Here is a 22277-nt window from a genome sequence, read left to right on the forward strand (position 1 = left end):
CAATTATGCAGTGGGAAGGGATTAGCGAATTTGTATATGTCGCCGAAAATGAGAGCTTCACACTGGCCTCAAAAAAAATGGCCATATCAACAGCGCAAGTAAGCCGTCAAATAAGTGCGTTAGAAAAGCGCCTAAATATAAAGTTATTTTACCGCACTACCCGCAAAGTCTCTTTAACAGAAGAAGGACGGGTTTTTTATCAGCACTGTCGTAGCGTACTTGATGGCTTAGACGCGGCAGAGCGTGCAATCACCAATCTGCAATCAAAACCTCAAGGTAAAATTAAACTCACCGCGCCAGTTACCTATGGTGAAAAACAAATATTGCCACTAGTGAATAATTTTGTAAGGCGCTATAGCGATGTTGAAGTATCAGCTTACTTAAGTAACCGACAAATTGACTTAGCCGAAGATGGTTATGATTTAGCCATTCGTCTTGGCAAATTAAGTGATTCATCGATGATGGCAAAAAAATTAGGTAAACGAACCAACTATGTTTGTGCCTCGCCACGTTATCTCGACAGTCATGGCATACCCCACTCTATATCAGAGCTAAGTAAACACAACTGTTTATTGGGCACAGCAGATTATTGGCACTTTAGAGAATTAAATAAAGAAAAAAGTGTCCGCGTCAAAGGTCGATTACGCTATAACAGTGGTCATAGCTTAACCGATGCCGCACTCAAAGGTTTAGGCATAGTGCAATTACCCGATTATTATGTGCAACAACATCTACAAAGTGGTGAACTGATCTCTTTATTAGATAATTATCGTGCTCTTGATGAGGGCATATGGGCAGTCTACCCACAAAATCGACATTTATCTCCCAGAATAAGGCTACTGGTGGACTACTTGGCTGAGCAGTTAGTGTAATCAGTTGAGTTTTAACCGCTGGTTAATGATATCCCTTCGCTATAAATAGCCAAACATAAGTCCTAGCGATTAAATAGCGCTGTCATTACAAAAAGCAACCGATGTAATAACGGCTGACTAAGTTCGCTGATATTTATTTGGTGACTTTGTTAGATTACTTTCTTAAATGACTGCAATTTTTCATTGCTCTTAGAAAACCTGTGGGCAAGCATTCTTTGCAATAAAGCAGCACATATTGATACTTACTGGGATGGATGGCTTGGCTTAATAATGACGGCCTCACAGTCACCTTACAGATTAGGCTGGATTACGTCGGCACTTTTTAAGTTCAGTACTTATAGCTACTTTTTTATATGTTGTGCAGTTGTATTTTATTCACAACACTAACATTTCATATTCCTACTGCAGTACTAGAGTATAAAGTGCAACAGGTATTTATCATATATGCCTTTGCCCGTATATTTAAGAAATAAAATATACACTCTGTCATAGGTGTATTTTACTTAAATCTATGTTTTTAGTATTTGAAGTCTCATTTTACACTCAGTGAATACAGTTTGCACACATGCAAGATTAAGTGCGACATAAATATTTTAAATTAAAGTTTAAAATTTATATGTCAATCCTAAATAGAAAATATTAACATCATTAACATCAAGCGCATAACGCTTAATGCCAGCATTAACTCCCCACACCTCATCTATTTTATAAGTGCCTTCAATGCCATAATACATATCAATACCGTCGTTATGATGATCAATGTGTTGATTTTCATAGACACTAACAACATCGCTATCCCAAATTAACACCCCAAATAGAACAGAGACATTATATTGCTCACTTTGTAAAAAATGATAGTGACCATTAAGTCCGATTCCTTTAACTAAAACAGGCACAATTTTAGCAACACTTTGGTGATACTCACTCACGATAAGTGTATCGCCCATTATTGCTAAAGACCCTTTACCCATATCAACATAGCTCAGTGTTACACTCCAATCCGTGGTGATATTAGTCCCTATACCTATAGACCAGCTTGTTGCTTTGTTATCAATTTGAGTAATAACCCCAACAGGAACGTGCTTAAAAACCCCTGAATCTTTTGCTTTCGCTTGACCAAGTTCAGCTTTAATGAAAGTGTCAAGCTTTGGTGCTTGAGCAGCATAGCTACTCAAACTTATACTCAAGCTAAGCAGCACCCATAAATTTAAGCATTGCATTAATATTTTACCTATTAATGCTTTAGACGTCACTAAAGTGCTTTTTCGTCGAATAAATAGCACGACACTTCCTAGCAGTAAACTGATTTGCCCAAAACTACCGCCACTCGATTTATTGGTAATAATAATGGTTTCATAAGCATTAACTGTGACCGCAACTTGCCCTTGACTTTCACCGCCATTATTATCACTAATGTGATAGGTAACGGTATCAACACCGTCAAAACCAGCACGTGGTGTATAAGCCAGCATGTTATTGCTTATAATTATACTACCCTGCTCTGCACTAACACTTATTAAAGTTAATTCATCGTTATCAACATCAGTGTCGTTCGCTAGTACATCAATAGTTATGGCTGTTCTATCATCCGTAGTGGCACTATCATCTACAGTAACAGGCGCTGTATTTTCAATAACGTTGACAGCTACATCACCAAAGCCTACACCATTGTTACTGTCACTCACACCATAAACAATGGTCGCTAAACCAAAGAAATTAGCGCCTGGTTGATAGTATAATTTTTGGTCTACAATCGTCACATTACCAAAATCAACATTTGCACTGGTAATACTCAAGCTGTCTCCATCGCTATCTATATCATTAGCAAGCACATCAATTGTCACTGATTTATTTTCTGTTGTCACAACCTGCTCTGATATAATTTCTGGTAAGGTATTATTGTTGTTAAAAACAGCAACACCACTAGGGTCAACGATGCGATTATTGGCAACACCATCGTCATCATTTAAGCCACCATCTTCTAGTGTTAACTGTACACACCAATGGCCAGCGGTCAACCCAAGGGTCCAGCTATCATCATTTGGCGCAGGACAGTATCCAATTTCTCCAGCGGCTGATGAATAGTAATTATTAGTATCTACAGCAAACTCAACCCAAACCTTATCTGACGTTAATTTACGATAAATGGCATTTTCAGGAATAGGTAAGCGTTGCGGTAATACCAGGCTAATACTTTGCCCTGCAACAGGTAACCCACTTAAGATAAAGTCAAAAATACCACCAACATTTGTCGCTTCATTATCATTGATAACTTCATCTACACTCAGTAGTAATGCACCAGACTGATTACTCGCCGTATTAATGCCTCGACGTAAACAAGTACTTGGCTCAGTCTCAATAAGGTATAACTCATGCTGACTTATTTCTGAAGTTTGTATATTACAACGACTATTATTGTTATCTAAGTAATCAGCAATACCGTCATCATCTGCATCACCATAGCCTTCAGCATTATCAGGAATTAAGTCACCATCGCTATCAATATCAGTCAATGTCGGTAATGCCTCAACAATATCAAGGTAGACAAATACTGTAGTGCTTAATGGCAACTCATTATTATCGGTGACGTTAAGTGACAATTTTTGCTGTCCTATTGCTACATTTTTGGGGTCAAAGGTAAAGCTTGTATCCTCTGTATCACTGTCAACTAATACACCACTAACACTCATCCAAGCGTAACTATGGTTATCATCATTATTAGCATCGAATATTTCACTGCTAATAACCACTTCCCCTAAAGTTTTATCAATTAGTGTCCGTTGTTCATTATCTTGAGAAACCGTAATACTTGCTTGTGGCGTAAGATTACCTTCAGTAATAGTTAAGGTGAATACTGACTTCGCACCTAAATTAACGTTATCATCAAGAGTAATAACAACGGCTTCATCAGCTTCAATTACCCCATCACTAAAGGTATCAAATTCGATGTAGCCCAATAAACCAGCATCAATGATAAGCTCACCTAATACTAAGTCATGGTCATTGCTATCCGCATCACCACTTACAGAGTAAGGAATGATGACAGGATAAGTCGGTGACTCACCATTTAAGTGAACAGCTACTTTATAATGAGAACCCTCAGTACCTTTGCTGTCTAAAGCAATATTAACTAATGGCTGAACAGTAACACGCTGCGTAACAAGTCGCTTAAAGCCATCACTGTCTTGCGCTTGCCAATAGACCAAATTATTACCCGGGACAAAGCGTGTAATGCCATCAACAAGAAAAACAGGTACTGAACCACCTTCGCTGTTAATGGCCGTAGCAACACCTAAGTCAACCTTAGTAAATAAAGCCGTCGCATTAATATCAATGTCCTGAGGTAGGGTAATAACAGGCAGTAAGACATCAATATGGTTATCAAAAATAAGTGTTATGTTAGCTTTACTCTTATCGATATCCTTTGCGGCATTACCATCACTAATAGCATACTGTAATTTAATCTCACCTTCGAAAACACCTTGTATCTGAAAAATTAACTCTCCTACTTCGATGCTCGCATTACCAATAGCGCTACTAGCATCAATGATGCTCAAAAAATCGCCATCAACATCGCTGTCATTATTTAACACATCAAGTATATAACGTCCGCTTTCACTATAGGTAAGAACAATGGTGTCATCTTTAGCGACAGGTGCATCATTAACAGGGTTAATAGTTAACTCAACAGTTACTGGCGCAGAATCAGTTTCTGCATCCATTGCTTTATAAGTGAAGTTATCAGTGCCATTGAAGTTTGTATTAGCTATATAAATCCATATACTATCAGTCGATTGAACTAAAGATCCGTGCACTGGATCGGTCAAAATAACGTAGGTTAATTCATCTTCATCAAAGTCCTCGGCAGATAATATGATGGTTAAATCGCTATCTTCTTCAAGTGATAGGGTCTGTGCATCTGCGACTGGAGCTTCATTGGTATTAGTCACCGTAATAGTAAAGGCAAGCAAACTTCCTACGGCATTGGCACTATCAGTCACACTAATCACAATATCTGCATAATCTGCAGCATCTGTTCTCGAAGGAGTACCCGTTAATGCACCTGTCGAGGTACTAAACCTTGCCCAGCTAGGTTTATTACTAATGCTAAAGCTTTGAGTATCACCTGCATCAACATCACTCACTGTTGGAATAAAGCTATAAGCAGCATCTTCCGCTACGGTGGTGGCTGGCGTACCAGAAATTATCGGTGCATCATTAGTATTTGACACTGTGATAGTAAATGCCGCTAAGCTTACCGTTGCATTCGCAGCATCGGTCACACTAATGACAATACCTGAGGTTATACCTATATCGGCTTGAACCGGTGTCCCAGTTAAGGCGCCGGTGGTCGTACTAAACGCTGTCCAGCTAGGTTTATTGGTAATGCTAAAGGTTTGAGTGTCACCGGTATCAACATCAGAAACCGTTGGAATAAAGCTATAAGTCGCATTTTCAGCTACGGTTGTGGCTGGCGTACCAGATATTATAGGGGTATCGTTAGTATTTGCTACCGTGATAGTAAATGCGCTTAAACTAACCCTTGCATTCGCAGCATCAGTCACACTGATGACAATACCACTAGTTATACCCACATCGGTATTCCTTGGTGTACCCGTTAAGCCACCTGTTGAAGTACTAAATATTGCCCAGCTAGGTTTATTGGTAATGCTAAAGCTTTGGGTATCACCGGTATCAACATCAGAAACTGTTGGGGTAAAGCTATAAGTGGCATCTTCAGCTACCGTTGTGGCTGGCGTACCAGAAATTATCGGGGCGTCATTAGTGTTTGTTACCGTCAAACTAAAGGCCGCTAAGCTTACCGTTACATTCGCAGCATCTTTGACACTGATAATAATACCTGAGGTGGTACCTATATGGGCTTGAACCGGTGTCCCAGTTAAGGCGCCGGTGGTCGTATTAAACACTGACCATGTGGGTTGATTGGTAATGCTAAAGGTCTGGGTATCACCGCTATCAACATCAGAAACTGTTGGGGTAAAGCTATAAGTGGCATCTTCAGCTACCGTTGTGGCTGGCGTACCTGTTATTACCGGTGCATCGTTGGTGTTTGATACCGTCAGACTAAAGGCTGCTAGGCTGTCTGATGCATTAGCAGCATCGGTAACACTAATGACAATACCAGCAGTTGTACCCACATCCGCATTAGTGGGTGTACCCGTTAAGCTACCTGTTGAAGTACTAAAGGTTGCCCAGCTAGGTTTGATATTAATACTAAAGGTTTGTACATCACTGCTATTTGTATCTGTTACCGTTGGCGTAAAAGTATACACTAAATCCTCTATTGCAGTATTGCTCGGCGAACCACTGATGACTGGTGCAAAATTTGTTATCTCTGTGATCGTCGGTATATCGATAATTTCTATCAACTGTGTTGTTTGATTATAGAGGCCCACTAAAAAGTCATTCGTATTACCGAGCGTAACTGGGGCAGCTAATGCCCAACTGCCTTCATTAACAGATACAGACGCCAACGCCGTATTATTATCAGCAACACCATCGTTGTTATTATCGGTGTAAAGGTAGATTACCATGCCGTTGGTGGGACTAGTGCCAGAGATATTGAAACTGCTGCCTTGCACTTGTGTATTAGCTGCTGGAACTAACACAGATATAGAGGGATTGTTGTTATACTCAAGCGTTAGCTGGTTAGACGAAGGGTTTTTAACGCTATTTTCTACCAGATCATCAACGCTATTAGCGGGTAAATCTACCGTCACGTTGCCGTTACTTGAGGGAATAAGATCCACCTGATAGCTTTTACCTGAACCACTAAAGTTAACTAAGGTGGCATTATTAACAACTAAGTCATCTACTGTAAAGTTGATGACCTCGCGGCTAAAATTAATATTAACAAGTATAGGGTTACTGGCTGTTGGATTGCCAGCGGTGCTTGTAAGCAATGCCGTTAACGATTGAACTTCCAATGTAGCCGTTGCAGCAACACTGGTTGTAATAATACTATTAACAGAGGCACTAACATCGCTAGTGACACTATTGTATACTCCATCTACCGCACCAGCTGGTACTTGAAGATCAACAGTAAAGGTACAGGATGCTCCAGAGTCTAAATTTCCTCCTGCAAAATTTAAAAATGTTGTACCTGTGATACTTGACCCGACGCCACAAGGGTCTGTAAGCGGATTGTTCGCCTGCAATGAGTTAATCACTGAAGTCATTGAATCAGTAAATCCAATAGATGTAGCATCAGCAGAGGTGTTAGTAAGCGTATAAGTCAGCGAAACGTTACTACCAGCTAACACAACATCAGGACTAAAAGACTTAGTTAAATGCAAGGCACTGATTACAAGGGTATCGGAGGCTGCAGCGCTGTTAACTGCTTGCCCAGCGGTACTTCCTGCTACTACTGAGCTGTTTAGCGTAATAATATCAGGAGCTGCATTATTGGGTACTAACAATGTAACAGAAAAAGTACATTGGTTAGCACTTGATAAAGAGCCGTTAGAAAATGTGAGTATTGAACTGCCACTAATAGTCGAGCCAACACCACAGACGTCACCAGAAGGTATTGATACTGCAGTCAATCCACTCAAACCAGCATCCAAATCAACAGTAAAAGCAAGGTTGGAAACATCTGCGGAAGCACTTTCACTGTAATCAAGCGTAAACTCTAAGGTCACTTGCCCCCCTGGCGCTATTTGTTCTTCAACAATTGCCAACGACAATTTAGCGGCACTAATAACCGATAAAGTGTCCTGAGCTTGATTACCATAAACAGTTTCACCATTAACAATGCCAGCAATAGTTGAAGTAGTGATAGAATGTATACCAAAAGAAATGTCTGCAGGTAAGCTAAGCACAAGATCAAAGGTACAGCTGCCCCCAGCACTTATTACACCACCAGAAAAGCTGAATAGATACGGCTCAGAACTAGTTTGGGGTGCTGAGAAGGTGCTGCCATTGCCACAGGTATCTGCATTAGGTAATGTATCAGGCACCATACCAGCCACTATAGAACCTATAAGCATAGTAAAGTTTAAATCAGAAGCGCTGTTCGTGGTATCGGTGTTTGTAACAACATAACGCAAGGTCACGTTTTCACCACTTTTAACAGGGGTGCTGAGAAAAGACATACTAACTTGTGGTGCCTTTTTAATTGCCAGTATATTAGCCACGGCGGCTTTAGTAGTGGCCGAACCTAAAACTAAACTAATGACACTTGTGGTGTTAGTGTAATTCCCGGCAGCGGCACTTGCAGGTATTAATACGCTGATCTTAAATGTACACGAAGCTTCTGCCGACAAATTAGCACCCGTAACGGTAATCGGGCTTGGACCTGAGCTGCGGCCGTTGCTGCCTAAAATTGGGCTTGGTATTGTTAGGCTAGAACCAGCACCACAAAAACCGTCAGCCGGCAGTGCTGTAGCTGTTAGTCCACTTAATGTCGCATCAAGATCATTGGTAAAACTGATGTTTTCAGCGGCATTAACCCTATCAAAATTATTAATAGTATAGATAAGGTCAACCGTTGCACCGGGGACACTAGTATTTGGAAAGGTCATAAACATAAATGAACTAGCCACTGTTAGTTCAGCGCTAGCCTGACCACTGGGATTACTACCAAACCGTGATAAATCATTACTTTTAGTCTGATAAACGCCAGCAGAAGGCGCTGTTACATCTACTGAAACAGTACAGGTTGCACCGGCACTAACAGCTGCACGTTCGCTGGCTAATGTGGAAGAGCTAGGCTCTACAACCACCGTTGCTGAGCAGCTATCAGTAATATTAGGCTGCTGAGAAAAAATTAGTCCAGTTGGCAAGCTATGGCTAAACGCTAAAAAACTAATATCCGAGCCATTAGCACTATTATCTATGGTATAAGTTAAAGTACTAATCGCGCCTGGAGCAATTGTAGCCGGTGAAAAATCCATACTAAGACCGGGACGATTATTATCGACTGTTAATATCGCTGAGCTCGTACCCGCACTGCCAGCGCTAGTGCTTAGTGCGCCAGTGATGTTATTATGATCACCTCCAGAGCTACTAGTAACATCAACTTGAAAACTACAGCTTGCACCCGCGTTTAAACGGTAATCACTAAAGGAGATCGCACTACTCCCTGGTGTGGAAGAGTAGCTACCGTTAAGACAAGTATTGAGTGCAAAAGCCGGTGAGGCGATGGTCATACCGGCAGGGAGTGTATCGGAAAAGTTAAGTTCACTAACACCGGTTGCCTGCGCCGAGTTGTCAATGGTATAGGTCATAGTTGAGACACTACCAGGACCTATCGCTGTCGGGGAAAAGCTCACACTAAATATTGGCGTGCTCAAGGGCACGGCATGGCTTAAAAAGTTCCACATTAGGCAACCCGCAAGTGCCAAAGCTTGGAAGAGGCTGGGTATAAAAGACATTTTTTTATTCATTTAATGATACTCTTTTTGTTATTTTTAAGCGAAGCACAACAAAACAAGCCCTGCGTTTGACTTTTACTTAGCGCCTGCAAACACACAGCAACATAATACAAAGAGAATTAAACATTTTTTAACAAAAGATAAAGTGCAAGCAACTGTTATCTTATTTTTTACTTTGCTCTAATTGCTCGACACGGTGCTGCAAATTTTCTATTGCTTTTTGTTGTTCTTGCACCAGTTTGGTGAGTACCGCAACAAAATCCATTGCCGCTAGACTTTGCCGGCCATTAGTGGCAACTATTTTAGGTACATCTTCGGCAATAAAACCCGCATAACTTTCCGTTGGCTCAATTTTGTAGGTAAAAGTAACAGGCTTAAGCGCTTTAATCGTATTAAGTGCAACCTCGGCACTAATATCAGTGATATTATTTTTTAATTTACGGCTTGATGCATTGGTCCATACCCCGCCTGTTGTCAAGCGTGCACTGTTGGCAAACTCAAGTACATTTACTGAGGGGTCAACACTTGAAACACCAACACCGATTGTGCCGTTAGTGTTGACCGTAAATAGAGATGAACCGGCAGTTGTTTGAATATCAAATAAGCCATTAAGCACTTGTCCATCGTCAATATTAATACCGACAGCGCCTAAAGGGCTGACTAAAAATGCATGGTTATTGGCATTGCTGGGGTGTGCAATATCTAACAGACCATCTGGTGTGCTTGTTTGAACACCGATGTTACCGTTAGTGTTGACCGTAAACTGAGATAAACCACCAGTTGTTTGAATGTCAAATAAGCCATTAGGCGCAAACCCATTGTCAATATTAACACCCACATCACCTAAAGGGCTGACTAAAAATGCATGGTTATTGGCATTGCTAGGGTGTGCAATATCTAACAGACCATCTGGTGTGCTGGTTTGAAAACCGATGTCACCATCAGCTGCAATATAAAGACTGTTAGAAGGTGCATTCGGTAAGATTCTAAAGGGTAAAGTCGAGCCATTAGTAAAGTCACGAATGAAAAAGCCTGCTTCATTGCCGCCAAGATCCCAAGATTGTGCCGCCCAACCACCACTAGTATCCTGATCTAAGCGAATAGTTGGCGTGTTATTACCAAGCACATGCAGATTAACTAGTGGCGCTGCTGTGCCTAATCCAAAATTACCACTGCTAGCGACATATATGCTGTTTGCTGGTGCACCAGCTAAAATAGTAAATGGTATTAAGCCGCTATCAATATCGTCAATACTGAATTTATTGAGGCCACCGTTGGCGGAGTCGTTAACAGTGATTTGCCAATCATTAGTCGGAAATGAACTCGAAGAACTGGTATCTAAAAACTTTATCCGGAGATTATTTTCTTTGAGCCTTAGGGTGTCAAAACCAAAACTTTCGTTATTGACGCAATCAAATCCAGTACAAATACTACCAGTAACAACTAAATCGTCCAGTATTTGTTGATCAGCTAGTACTGAAAAACTACTCAATCCGGCAATACTGATGAGTGCGATAACGGGCGCTTTCACTAATCTAATTTTTATATTTTTCATATTATACCTCTTGATTAGTAAATTTATTATTCAACTGAATGGGTCTGAGTAGCAAAGTTTTTAATTTCACCTGATTCAATATAAAAATGGCCACTTTGTTTAATCGCTTTATGTAACTGCTTACGTTCATTCTCACCTCGGCCATTATTCAAAGGTTGATGAGTTGCCATAACCAACTGCTCGGAAAGTGCAGCTGTTAACTGATAGGTATACAAACCATCTGTTAATGCACCAAAAGCGGATAATTCAATGCTGGGAAGCTCAATATCACCCGATTCACTGAAAGAAAAACCATTAGGGCCTACTATGGTTAACGTAGAGGCAAAGACGTTTTTGGGGTTAGTAAAACTGATATAAGTACCACTAAAGTTTTCATTAGCAATTCGATTAGTTGCATTCTCTGTGTTTGTATTTTCAACCTGATTAGTTGCCATCACTAAAGGTGAATTAAGCAGTAAACTTATAACTGACAATAGAAAAATGTGTTTGCTATTCATATTGGTGACCTTTCAGGTTATTTTATTATTTATACACAAACGTTCTCATTGCATGAAAACACTACTTCTGTAAATTGCATATATTGAATTAATAATATAAGATTATATAAATCAGAAAAAGCAGAAACTACAGTATTCTGATAATAGACATTTTTTTTATTTTTTCAACTATAAGTTTTATTTTTAACCACATATTAATTTTTGCAACTAATAATTAACTAAATTAACTATTTAATAACAAGGTTTCTTATGTTTTATAAATGTATGCTTTATTGCTCAATGTTATTTATGCTTATTTCTTGTGGGAATGACGAAAAAGCGTTGTCCTTACCCCCTGCTGTCGATTTAAATACTGAAACTATTGCTAATAACCTAGCTGATTCTGATCTTGGTGGAACTAACAATGATACTAATGAAAACGATGGATTAACTGACAATGATCTAGATGATTCTGACATCGGCAGAACCAATACCAATGAAGATGCTGAATTACCTGACAATGATATAGATGACTCTGATCCAGTTGGTTAATTTCGTGTGATGTTCTAGGCAAGGCACTTAGTTAGGCTAAGCGCTATGTGCAGAGGTGGTAATTCATAATGTTGACTAATGACCTATTCAACTATTTAAGGCAACACATAAGACAGTCAAACTCAATTAATCCATTCGTCTTGGGTATTAATTTTATCGAGTGCAATATCAGACTTGCTCTTAAAAATTACTTTTATTTGAGAACAAATAATTTTTTGACTAAAGATAAATAGTTTTGCCACTCAATCTGCGCGATTATCATCGATATGAAACTTGTTATCTTAGGTATAATGTTTGGGTTTATACTATTAATTTTTGCAGTATTGAATAGCTTTTCATCAGGCGCTTTTGAAGGTATGTAGATTTTATTAAGTGATGCCTCACTAGGTTTAGTGGATTATTTAACCATCATTTCAAGGCACTTGGGCCTTAAAGTAGACTCTATTTTATCCGAGTAAAACACTTTTAGCCTGTCTATTTTCCTATTAAAAAAACAAACCTATTACCCGTTAAGAGTTAAAATTGTATTGGTTTTTCAACCATGAGCGACAAGCCAACAATCTATTTTATAAAATTAATTGTGCTAAAAATGTATGTTGGGAAATAAACCTATCACTTGCTTAATAACTTCAGTTTTTTGACTTTTCGCTAGGTACACGGCAAATATTTCACGATGATAAACCGGCGCACTTTCAATAACAAACAACTTATTTGCTTCAAGATGTTCAAACGTCATTTGCCGAGGTAAGTGTGCACCTCCCCCCGCTTGTAAAATATAATTTAAGGCGATGCGAGGCTGACTCATAAAATGTTTTGCGGGAGGAGCATGCTGAAATTCACGCATATGCTGGGTATTTACCGACTCACCATAATCCACCATAATATAATTATCGACATGCATGCCTTCAATGTGATCGGGATCTGTGGTTACTAGGTGCAGTGGCACTGTGGCTACTTTCTCAGTGACTAAATCTTCGATAAATGGTGGTTCAAATAAAAACGCCAGATCTACCACTCGGCCAATAACATTTTTTCTTAACTCCATTGGCGAATAGGTACTAGTAAATAAACTAACACTGTCTAAATTACGATGAATTTTTTGCAACCAAACTTGTAAAACAATATCCCAGATAGAATTTAACGAACCGATGGCAAGTTGCTGCGCATCATGCACGGCTACACCGACATCGTGCTTGGTTTTTTGCCACATAAAAAGAATTTCATTGGCATGTTTTATGAGTCGAAGACCTTCAGTCGTTAACTTTAAATGTTTATGGCTACGATCAAAAAGCAAAACACCCAGATCATCTTCTAATAACTTTATACGCGCACTGACCGCAGACTGAGTAATAAAAAGATTTTCCGAGGCTATTCTAAAATGTAATGTTCGGCTTACTTCCAAAAATGTGGTTAATAATTCAAATTTCATAAAACCCTCTTTAATCAAATATTTTGATTAAACTGGTCAAAATATTGCGTTTTATTATTTTAGGAGCTGACTATACACTCTAGTTCAATATTTACATCACTTTAAATAATAAAAGTGAAATGAACCGGTAGCCCTTATGAAAGTAGCAATATTATCAAGGAATAAAAATCTTTATTCTACCAGACGTTTAAAAGAAGCAGGCGAAGCAATGGGACATGAGGTGGATATTATTGATACTTTGCATTGCTATATGGATATAACCAGTAGCCATTCAGCTGTACGTTATCATGGTAAAGAATTACCTAAGTATGATGCTATTATACCTCGTATCGGTGCTTCTATTACCTTTTACGGCACTGCGGTTGCGCGACAATTTGAGATGATGGGCACTTTTAATATCAATGAATCTGTGGCTATTAGTCGTTCTCGCGATAAATTGCGTTCATTACAGCTATTATCACGTAAAGGCATTGGCTTACCGCGTACCGGCTTTGCCAGTAAACCTGATAATGCCAAAGATTTAATTAAAAATGTTGGTGGCGCACCTGTTGTTATCAAATTATTAGAAGGCACGCAAGGTATCGGGGTTGTTTTAGCTGATACTGCAAAAGCTGCTGAGTCAATTATTGAAGCCTTTATGGGTTTAAAAGCTAACATCTTAGTACAAGAATTTGTCAAAGAAGCCGGTGGTGCTGACATTCGTTGTTTAGTTATCGGTGGCAAAGTGGTTGCCGCCATGAAACGTCAAGGTGCAGAAGGTGAATTTCGTTCTAACTTACATCGCGGTGGTAGTGCTGAAGTGGTGAAGTTATCAAAAGAAGAACGAGAAACAGCAATTAAAGCGGCAAAAGCCATGGGTTTAAATATGTGTGGAGTAGATTTACTGCGCTCCAAAAATGGCCCTATGGTGATGGAAGTAAACTCATCTCCAGGCTTAGAAGGCATAGAAACCGCAACAGGTAAAAACATTGCCGGTATGATTTTTGAATTTTTAGAAAAAAATGCCAAACCAAACAGCAATAAAACTCGTGGTAAAGGATAACGGTAATGATGGATCCATTAAAAATAGGTGAATTTGTGATATTACCTGGCGAACAACGCAAGATAGACTTGCCTGTAGCCAAGTTATATACAGATGCGGACGTTTCTTTACCTGTACATATTATTCGTTCAAAAAAGCCTGGGCCTACTATTTTTGTTAGTGCTGCGGTGCATGGTGATGAGTTAAATGGCATTGAAATTATTCGGCGATTAATCAGCGAAAATAAATTTAAAATTACCAAAGGAACAGTGATAGCAGTTCCTATGGTGAACGTTTATGGCGTAGTGAACCAAAGTCGCTACATGCCTGACCGAAGAGATCTTAATCGCTGCTTTCCTGGCTCAGCGAAAGGTTCGCTGGCTGGGCGCGTAGCCTATATTTTTCTTAATGAAATTGTTAAACATTGTGATTACGGCATTGATCTTCACACAGGGGCAATTCACCGTTCAAATTTACCACAAATTAGAGCAGATCTATCTTGTGCGGAAACCAAAGAACTTGCGCAGGTATTTGGCGTTCCTGTGGTATTAAATTCAAATATTATTGATGGTTCATTAAGAGACGCGGCGGTAAAGCATAAAACTAAAGTATTGCTTTATGAAGCAGGAGAAGCGCTACGTTTTGATGAGTTTTCAATTCGCGCCGGCATGAGAGGCATTACTAACGTATTAAAACATTTAGGCATGCGTAAAGCTTCACCAAGCCGCAAAAAAATCATCGCACCCTTTGTGGCTAATAGCAGTCAATGGTTACGGGCTAACGCCAGTGGCATAGTTAATCATCGCGTACGTTTAGGTGAACAAATAAAGAAAGGTGATGTATTGGCAGAAATTGGCAGCCCGTATGGCGAAATTATTGATGTGGTTAAAGCGAGTAGATCTGGCATATTAATTGGTCAGCAAAATATTCCTTTAGTACAAGAAGGTGAAGCTATGTTTCATATTGCCTACTTTGAAGAAGATGACAAACATATATTTGAGCAAATAGAGAGTGCTCAAGACAACCTATTACCAGAGAACAGCGTTTAAAATAGGGTAACCTGATATGACCACAAAACAAAAAATAATTATCGGTAGTTTGGAAACGATTACGCTCCCTGACTTAGCGATAACAGATATACAAGTACGCGTTGATACAGGCGCTAAAACCTCTTCTCTACATGTTGATAACATTAAAAAATTTAAAAAAAATGGTAAGGTGATGGTGCGCTTTGACCTGCACCCTGATGTCTATAATCTTGAGAATATGGTTTCTTGTGAAGCCCCTATTCATGACATTAGAAGAGTTAAATCTTCAAATGGTACCGCAGAGCAACGCTATGTTATATCAACACTGGTAAAATTAGGTAGTGAACTTTGGCCGATTGAAATAACCTTAACTGACCGCTCAGATATGAGTTACTTAATGTTATTTGGTCGCGAGGCAATTGGTGAAAGGTTTCTTATAGACCCATCAAAAGCCTTTGTAAATTCATAATATACAATTTATTAAGGTTTTAGGATGACTATTGAACAGACTATAGAACAAGCGAAAGTGATACTTTCTCATATTGTTATCACGATATCAGAGCAACCTATCACGATAGGCGATATTCTTTTTATACCCATCATAATTTTTATGGGTATATTGTTAACCAAATGGCTAATTAAGTTAATCAGTAGTCGTTTAACAACAAAAAAAACTGACCCTAATATAATTCACTTAGTGGAACGAATTTTATATGTCATTGCGATAACCATTATTATGATCAGCATATTAGACTTTATGAATGTGCCGATTGCTGCTTTTGCTTTTTTGTCTGGCGCCATTGCTATCGGCTTTGGTTTTGGCGCACAAAATATTATTAATAATTTTATTAGTGGCTGGATCTTAATGTGGGAGCGCCCTATTCGTATTGGCGATTTTTTAGAAATTGAAGACTCCAAAGGCCTAGTGGAAGAAATTAACACCCGGTCAACCCGTATAAAGCGAGTAGACGGTGTACACTTATTAATACCTAACAGCAAGTTACTTGAAAACACTGTCGTTAACTGGACCTTAGTAGACCAGTTTGTCAGATGTTCGGTTAAAGTTGGTGTCGCCTATGGTTCGCCAGCCAAAAAAGTTGCGGGCTTGATTATGCAAGCAACCACAGAACAGGCTGAGGCGCTAGCAGAGCCTAAACCCTTAGTCACCTTTGACGACTTTGGTGATAATGCCTTAATGTTTGAAGTCACTTTTTGGGTCAACTCAAGAGTGGAAAGTGGTTTAAGAATTGCAAAAAGCAACGTAAGGTTTCGATTGGAAGAATTATTTGAACAAGAAAATATTGTGGTGGCATATCCACAACGAGACATACACCTTGATGGCTCATTAAAGATAATTAACAGCTAACACAACAATACTACTTTGATGAATATTGTCGCTCAACAACCGACTATTGTAATTAATAATACGGTTACCTTAGTGTATTTAACGAGCAAAAGTGGACAATAACTTAATGAAATTCAGGGCTTAATTAAATTAATTTCATTAGTGTTTAATAGCTAATTATCGTTGTTAACTTTTAGCGTTAATTAACCCTCAACGACCTTATGATTAATTTTCTGTAATTGTAGCAAAGTACCTTCTATGCCCAATTTATTAAAACTGGTATTTATTTCTGCTTGTTTTGTTTGCAATAAACTTATTCCTTCAACTTCAATATCAAAGAAAAGCCAGCCCTGTGTCGTTGACTGTAATAATTTAACCACGGCTTTATTGGTTTTAGTCCTGCCAACAATGGTGATATCAACCATCGCCATTTTACCACTTTTAGAGATTGTACTTTCGCCGATATTAATCACTTCATTATCATATTTATTTAATAAATTACTATAAGTGTTGATGAGCTGTAACGATAACTCAACTATAAATGGCTCTATGAGTTCTTCAGGGACCTTAATCAAATTTTTATTCAATATTTTATAAGTAAAGTATCGGGTATCGACTTCGGGCAATAAATACTGGTTTAACACCTCTCTAATATTAGCCTTGGTTAAGGTCTCAGTTTGCTTTAATTTAATTAGCGATCCTTCAACCTGACTAAATATCTGCCTGACCTTAGCTTTAGCATCGTCAGGGGAGGCAAAAACAGTCGCTGTTATTAAAAGTGCTATGGTGAAAATAACAATACTGATTAAATTAATGTTGTTAGTACATTTACTTGTCATTTCATTTCATTACTCAATAAATAGTATATAACTACGATTATAGCCATTCATATCAAGCTAGCAAGCGCATTAATTTATGCAAACTAATCAAATAAATTAATTAAACTCTTCGCGGTAACAAAAATATTAACCACTCTTTCTTTTGAAGGTTAAGGTTAAGGTTAACAATTAAAAAAAACATAAAACTAGCTTTTACTTTCTATAATGCATTAATAATTATTCATTTAAATCTACTATTGATGAACTTTAAATTTACTTTACCCGTATTTATATTTTCATAATATTTACCTGACTCAATAGTTGTTTAAAAAAAACACAGTTTAGGTTGTTAATAACTTTAACGTCTTAGGTTATAGTGGCAATGTTCTGGTAATCCAATTATTTATATATTATCTTAATGCACAGTTAGCCTTGTTATTGTTCTCGTCACCCTGAAATTTTTCAGTGTTATGCTTTAACGTTAACTAATCTCGCTTAAGTGATCATTTTTAGCAAATATTTAAATTAACATCAATAAAGATTGTTGAGCTATATGTATTAATTTTTAGCACCAAGGATAGGTCGTTATATTTATCTTAGGTATTTAAAACAACACATCGAGATACAATTAATGAAAAATAGCGCGATAGAAGTGACGCATGCTGATATAAAAAGACAAAAATTAATTGCTGCAAGTCGATTTCACGGTATACATTGGTTAATATTAATACTTTCAACCATATTAACTATTGGGGCATGGTACATTGCTTCAGTGCAGGTTAATAAAAAAGTAGCTGAACGTTTTGAGCGTGAGTCTTTGCACGTTATAGAACTTGTTAAAGAAAGAATGCAACTATATGAGCACGCCCTATGGGGCGCTGTCGCTCATGTTGATGCTAGCGAAGGTAATATTACTGACCAGCAATGGGAAAACTACAGTAATAGCCTGCGAATAGACCAAGCCTACCCTGGCATCAATGGCATAGGCTTAATTTATAATGTTAAGTTTGACCAACGTAATAACTTTGTTCTACAGCAGCAAAAAAGCCGACCAAATTTTAGCATTCACCCCTTATATGCCGATCAAGAACTTTGGCCAATTACCTTTATTGAGCCGCACTTAACAAATAAACAGGCTTTGGGCTTAAATATAGCTTTTGAAAAAAATAGATACATGGGTGTCAAAAAAGCCAGAGATACAGGTTTAGCACAATTAACCGGACCAATTACCCTAGTACAAGACGCAAAACAAACGCCTGGGTTTCTTTTTTATGCCCCTTTCTATAAAAAAGGTCTACCACACAATTCAGTAAGTACTCGCCAAGCGTCGATAAAAGGCGTGGCCTATGCACCTTTTATTATGTCTAAACTTATTTCTGGCACTTTAGCTGTTGAACAACGCCATGTTTCATTGGATATTAGCGACGATGGTAAGTCATTGTATAATGATATAAATAATACCGACAGTATTGAAATAGACGCTAATCCACTCTTTATTAAGCATATCGATGTTAATTTCTATGGCCGAGAATGGAAGTTTATTGTTAGTTCAAATTTATTCTTTCGTGAGGCTTCAGGTTCGAATCAACCCTATTTCATATTAGCGGGCGGTATTGTCATTGATCTTTTGATACTTGCCTTGTTTATTGTACTTTCAAGAGCAAACAAGCAAGCATTAACCTATGCTGATGATATTACTCGAGAACTAAAAATTGGTACTCAACGTCTGATTCGTTCAAACCAAGATCTTGAACAATTTGCTTATGTAGCTTCCCACGATTTGAAATCACCTTTAAATGCCATAAAAAAATTAGCCAGCTGGATCACTGAGGATTGTGAAAGCCTATTACCTGAGGGCTCCAAAAAACATTTAAAATTGCTTAATAGCCGCAGTGACAGAATGAATAGGTTACTAGACGATTTACTCGACTACTCGCGTATTGGCCGACATGAATATAGACCTCAAGAACTTGATTTAGCAATTATAGCTAACGAGATTTTTAGTCTATTAGATCACCCAACAAGCTTTAATTTGTCCGTAGAAAAGCAGACCTTACTTTTACCTAGAACACCACTAGAAATTATACTACGAAATCTCCTTTCAAATGCCGTAAAACACCACGATAAACCCACGGGTCAAATTAACGTATTATATAAAAAAATCAACAATATGCACCATATTATTGTACAAGATGACGGCCCGGGTATTCCACGCGAATTATTTGAAAAGGCGTTAGAGATGTTTCAAACTTTACGACCCAGAGATAAAGTTGAAGGCAGTGGTATGGGCTTGTCATTATCAAAGAAAACAATCGAATATTACGGTGGCAGTTTAACGATTGACTCCGATGGTATTAGAGGCACCGCCATAGTGATTTTATGGCCCATTACAACAAAAATATAACAACGCAATACTGGCATTAAACCAGATAAACGGATAACGGATAAAATGACTGAACAACAAAAAGAAGTAAGGCTGTTATTAAGTGAAGATCATGATGTTGATGCTATATCTATAACGCGTGCCTTTAACGAATTGTGCTTAGGTAACACCATTTTAGAGCAACTTGGCCTACACAACTTAGCGTTACTGCGCAGCGGCGCTGTACCCTCTCCTTATATTATATAGCTTGATTTACAAATGCCGCGTTTAAATGGCTCAGAGTTTTAGAAAAAATTTGTCAAGACCCACAATGAGACGATAGTATTATTTTTTTCACCACAGCTAAATCAGATAAAGATATTTCCGCCAGCTACCAAAAAAATATTGTGGGCTACTTTATCAAAGATCAAGTGATAGACGGTTTTTTATAAATCGTAAAGGTCAAAGGCTATGGGTAAATAGTTTTTTTCCCAGGAAGTTAAACAAATCAGCAGTACTTTTACCGTGATGATCACGAGAAGGATAAAATTTGAATATTTTGATTGTTGACGACGACGTTGTTGATCGCGAACACCTTATAAGAACATTAAATAAAGCTAATAGCGACTGTCATATTGTTGAAACTGAGTCAGTAGATGAAGGCTTAGCAGCCTTTAAAGCTGAAAAATTTGATGTGGTTTTATTAGATTACCGCATGCCTAAACGTGACGGCATTGAATTATTACTAGAGTTACGTGGCGCTTTAGTAGATCACTCTGTTGCCATTATTATGCTGAGTAATTCTGAAGAGTCAGATTTAGCGCTAGAATGCATAAAAAATGGTGCTCAAGATTTTTTACTTAAATCAGAGGTAACTTCATCAAGGTTACGACGTGCAATACTACAATCTCAAGCACGTTTTGAATTAGAGAGAAAACTTTATAAAAGTTACCAAGAAGCGAGAGAGCTAGCAGAACATGACTCATTAACTGGCTTAACTAATCGTTACTCATTTGAAGAGGCATTACGTTTAAACATTACACAACAACCTCGTGATGACGCTAAATTAGCTTTAATATTATTCGACCTTGATAATTTCAAATTCATTAACGATAGCCATGGTCATGATATTGGCGATCTATTGTTAAAACAAGTATCCAATAGAATTTACAAGTGCACGCGTGAAAATGAATTATTTTCACGCGTAGGTGGTGACGAATTTTCTATAATATTAAACCACTTAAAATCTATAGACAATGTAACTAGGGTAAGCCAACGGATATTGAATTGTTTTGATGAGCCATTTAATATTTCAGGTATAGAAATAAAAATGGCCGCAAGTATTGGTATTGCCATATTCCCTGACAATAGCGTCAGCGCCAATGAATTACTTAAATATGCCGATATTGCCATGTATCGCGCGAAAAAATTAGGTCGAAATCAAATATGCTATTTTGAAACAGAAATGCAAAATCAGTTTTTAGAACAATACAAAATTGAAGCTAATTTAGTAGGTGCTTTAGACCGCGATGAATTTATATTACATTACCAACCTATAGTTGACACAGCAACATCAAAAATCACCGGCTTTGAAGCATTAATACGCTGGAACTTTCAAAACACCTTACACTTTCCAGATAGTTTTATACCTATCGCTGAGTCTTCTCGTGCCATTATTAATATTGGTCGCTGGGTGATAGCTAAAGCCATATATCAAATATCAATATGGAATTTACGCAACAACAAAGCATTATCCATCGCCATTAATTTATCAAGCGTACAATTGGCTGATAAAACACTGATCAATTTCATCAAAAGTATAATAGAAAAATATCAGGTACCACCAGCACTGATAGAATTTGAACTAACTGAAACTGCTTTACTTGAAACCAGTAGTCAAGCGATTGCGGTTATCGAGTCAATTAGCCAGTTAGGTTGCCATATTGCATTAGATGATTTTGGCACTGGGTTTTCGTCAGTATCACATTTACAAAATTTTCCCATTAATACCGTTAAAATTGATAAATCGTTAATGCTTGCCTCCAATGAGCCAAAAACAAGGGCCTTAATAGATGGCCTTACCGCTATGCTGCATTCTTTAGGGTTAAATATTGTCGCAGAGGGTATTGAAAATGAAGATAATTTACGGTTATGCCAACAACTTAATATTCAGCGCACACAAGGCTACTTTTTTTCTAAACCGCTAAGTACTCGATGTATTGAGAAAAAATATCTCTAATGCCATTGACTGCCCTACTCACGGTTACCTTTTATTTAAGCGCTTTGAGTCCAAGATTTAGTTTGCAATTACGTGCCCAAAAACTTAATCTGATTCCAAGCTGTAGGTAGGTTAAGTTACTGATTTTATTTTGCGATAAGTCTGCTCAATCAGCGTTCTTATTACTCCTTTACCTAAATAATTT

General features: G+C 38.1%; 14 protein-coding genes. 9 read left to right on the top strand and 5 right to left on the bottom strand.

What is annotated here, in order from left to right:
* Positions 1-5 precede the first annotated feature (5 nt).
* On the top strand, positions 6-872 hold the full coding sequence (locus H4J46_RS05860) for a LysR substrate-binding domain-containing protein (RefSeq protein ID WP_182232604.1): 867 nt from the start codon (positions 6-8) through the stop codon (positions 870-872).
* Between the two features lie 605 nt (positions 873-1477).
* Here the strand turns inward: H4J46_RS05860 and H4J46_RS05865 are convergent.
* The 3 genes from H4J46_RS05865 to H4J46_RS05875 form a co-directional block, all read right to left on the bottom strand.
* A complete protein-coding gene (locus H4J46_RS05865) occupies positions 1478-9280 on the bottom strand; it encodes an Ig-like domain-containing protein (protein WP_182232605.1) in 7803 nt (2600 codons plus the stop codon).
* Between the two features lie 151 nt (positions 9281-9431).
* Positions 9432-10823 (bottom strand): tail fiber domain-containing protein, encoded by a 1392-nt coding sequence (locus tag H4J46_RS05870; RefSeq protein WP_182232606.1) that lies wholly within the window; start codon positions 10821-10823, stop codon positions 9432-9434.
* A gap of 26 nt (positions 10824-10849) precedes the next feature.
* Positions 10850-11320 (bottom strand): hypothetical protein, encoded by a 471-nt coding sequence (locus H4J46_RS05875; protein WP_182232607.1) that lies wholly within the window; start codon positions 11318-11320, stop codon positions 10850-10852.
* Between the two features lie 249 nt (positions 11321-11569).
* Between H4J46_RS05875 and H4J46_RS05880 the strand changes: the two genes are divergently transcribed.
* The gene (locus H4J46_RS05880) at positions 11570-11851 is read left to right on the top strand and encodes a hypothetical protein (RefSeq protein ID WP_182232608.1); all 282 of its coding nucleotides are present in this window, start codon (positions 11570-11572) and stop codon (positions 11849-11851) included.
* Positions 11852-12434: 583 nt separating this feature from the next.
* Here the strand turns inward: H4J46_RS05880 and H4J46_RS05885 are convergent.
* Positions 12435-13280, bottom strand: coding sequence for a LysR family transcriptional regulator (locus tag H4J46_RS05885; RefSeq protein ID WP_182232609.1), 846 nt, complete (start codon positions 13278-13280; stop codon positions 12435-12437).
* A 136-nt stretch (positions 13281-13416) separates the two neighbouring features.
* Here H4J46_RS05885 and rimK point away from each other — a divergent pair, with 136 nt between their 5' ends.
* The 4 genes from rimK to H4J46_RS05905 are packed head-to-tail and all read left to right on the top strand — an operon-like array spanning position 13417 to position 16695.
* Positions 13417-14322 carry a 30S ribosomal protein S6--L-glutamate ligase gene (gene rimK, locus H4J46_RS05890; protein WP_182232610.1) on the top strand — a complete coding sequence of 302 codons (906 nt, stop codon included), beginning with the start codon at positions 13417-13419 and terminating at the stop codon, positions 14320-14322.
* A gap of 8 nt (positions 14323-14330) precedes the next feature.
* A complete protein-coding gene (locus H4J46_RS05895; RefSeq protein WP_182232705.1) occupies positions 14331-15350 on the top strand; it encodes a succinylglutamate desuccinylase/aspartoacylase family protein in 1020 nt (339 codons plus the stop codon).
* Positions 15351-15366: 16 nt separating this feature from the next.
* Positions 15367-15798 (top strand): ATP-dependent zinc protease, encoded by a 432-nt coding sequence (locus tag H4J46_RS05900; protein ID WP_182232611.1) that lies wholly within the window; start codon positions 15367-15369, stop codon positions 15796-15798.
* Positions 15799-15822: 24 nt separating this feature from the next.
* The gene (locus H4J46_RS05905) at positions 15823-16695 is read left to right on the top strand and encodes a mechanosensitive ion channel family protein (protein WP_182232612.1); all 873 of its coding nucleotides are present in this window, start codon (positions 15823-15825) and stop codon (positions 16693-16695) included.
* A 182-nt stretch (positions 16696-16877) separates the two neighbouring features.
* Here the strand turns inward: H4J46_RS05905 and H4J46_RS05910 are convergent, their stop codons facing one another.
* Positions 16878-17513: a phospholipid-binding protein MlaC gene (locus H4J46_RS05910; protein WP_182232613.1), complete on the bottom strand. Its 636-nt coding sequence runs from the start codon at positions 17511-17513 to the stop codon at positions 16878-16880.
* Between the two features lie 610 nt (positions 17514-18123).
* Between H4J46_RS05910 and H4J46_RS05915 the strand changes: the two genes are divergently transcribed.
* The 3 genes from H4J46_RS05915 to H4J46_RS05925 all read left to right on the top strand — a co-directional run bounded on the left by H4J46_RS05915 (position 18124) and on the right by H4J46_RS05925 (position 22093).
* The gene (locus tag H4J46_RS05915) at positions 18124-19896 is read left to right on the top strand and encodes a CHASE domain-containing protein (RefSeq protein ID WP_182232614.1); all 1773 of its coding nucleotides are present in this window, start codon (positions 18124-18126) and stop codon (positions 19894-19896) included.
* 45 nt (positions 19897-19941) lie between these two features.
* Positions 19942-20121: a hypothetical protein gene (locus H4J46_RS05920; protein ID WP_182232615.1), complete on the top strand. Its 180-nt coding sequence runs from the start codon at positions 19942-19944 to the stop codon at positions 20119-20121.
* A gap of 283 nt (positions 20122-20404) precedes the next feature.
* Positions 20405-22093, top strand: a complete 1689-nt coding sequence (locus H4J46_RS05925; protein WP_182232616.1) for a bifunctional diguanylate cyclase/phosphodiesterase — start codon at positions 20405-20407, stop codon at positions 22091-22093.
* Positions 22094-22277: the final 184 nt, after the last annotated feature.

The organism is Colwellia sp. MB02u-6 (assembly GCF_014077095.1).
GTDB lineage: Bacteria > Pseudomonadota > Gammaproteobacteria > Enterobacterales > Alteromonadaceae > Cognaticolwellia.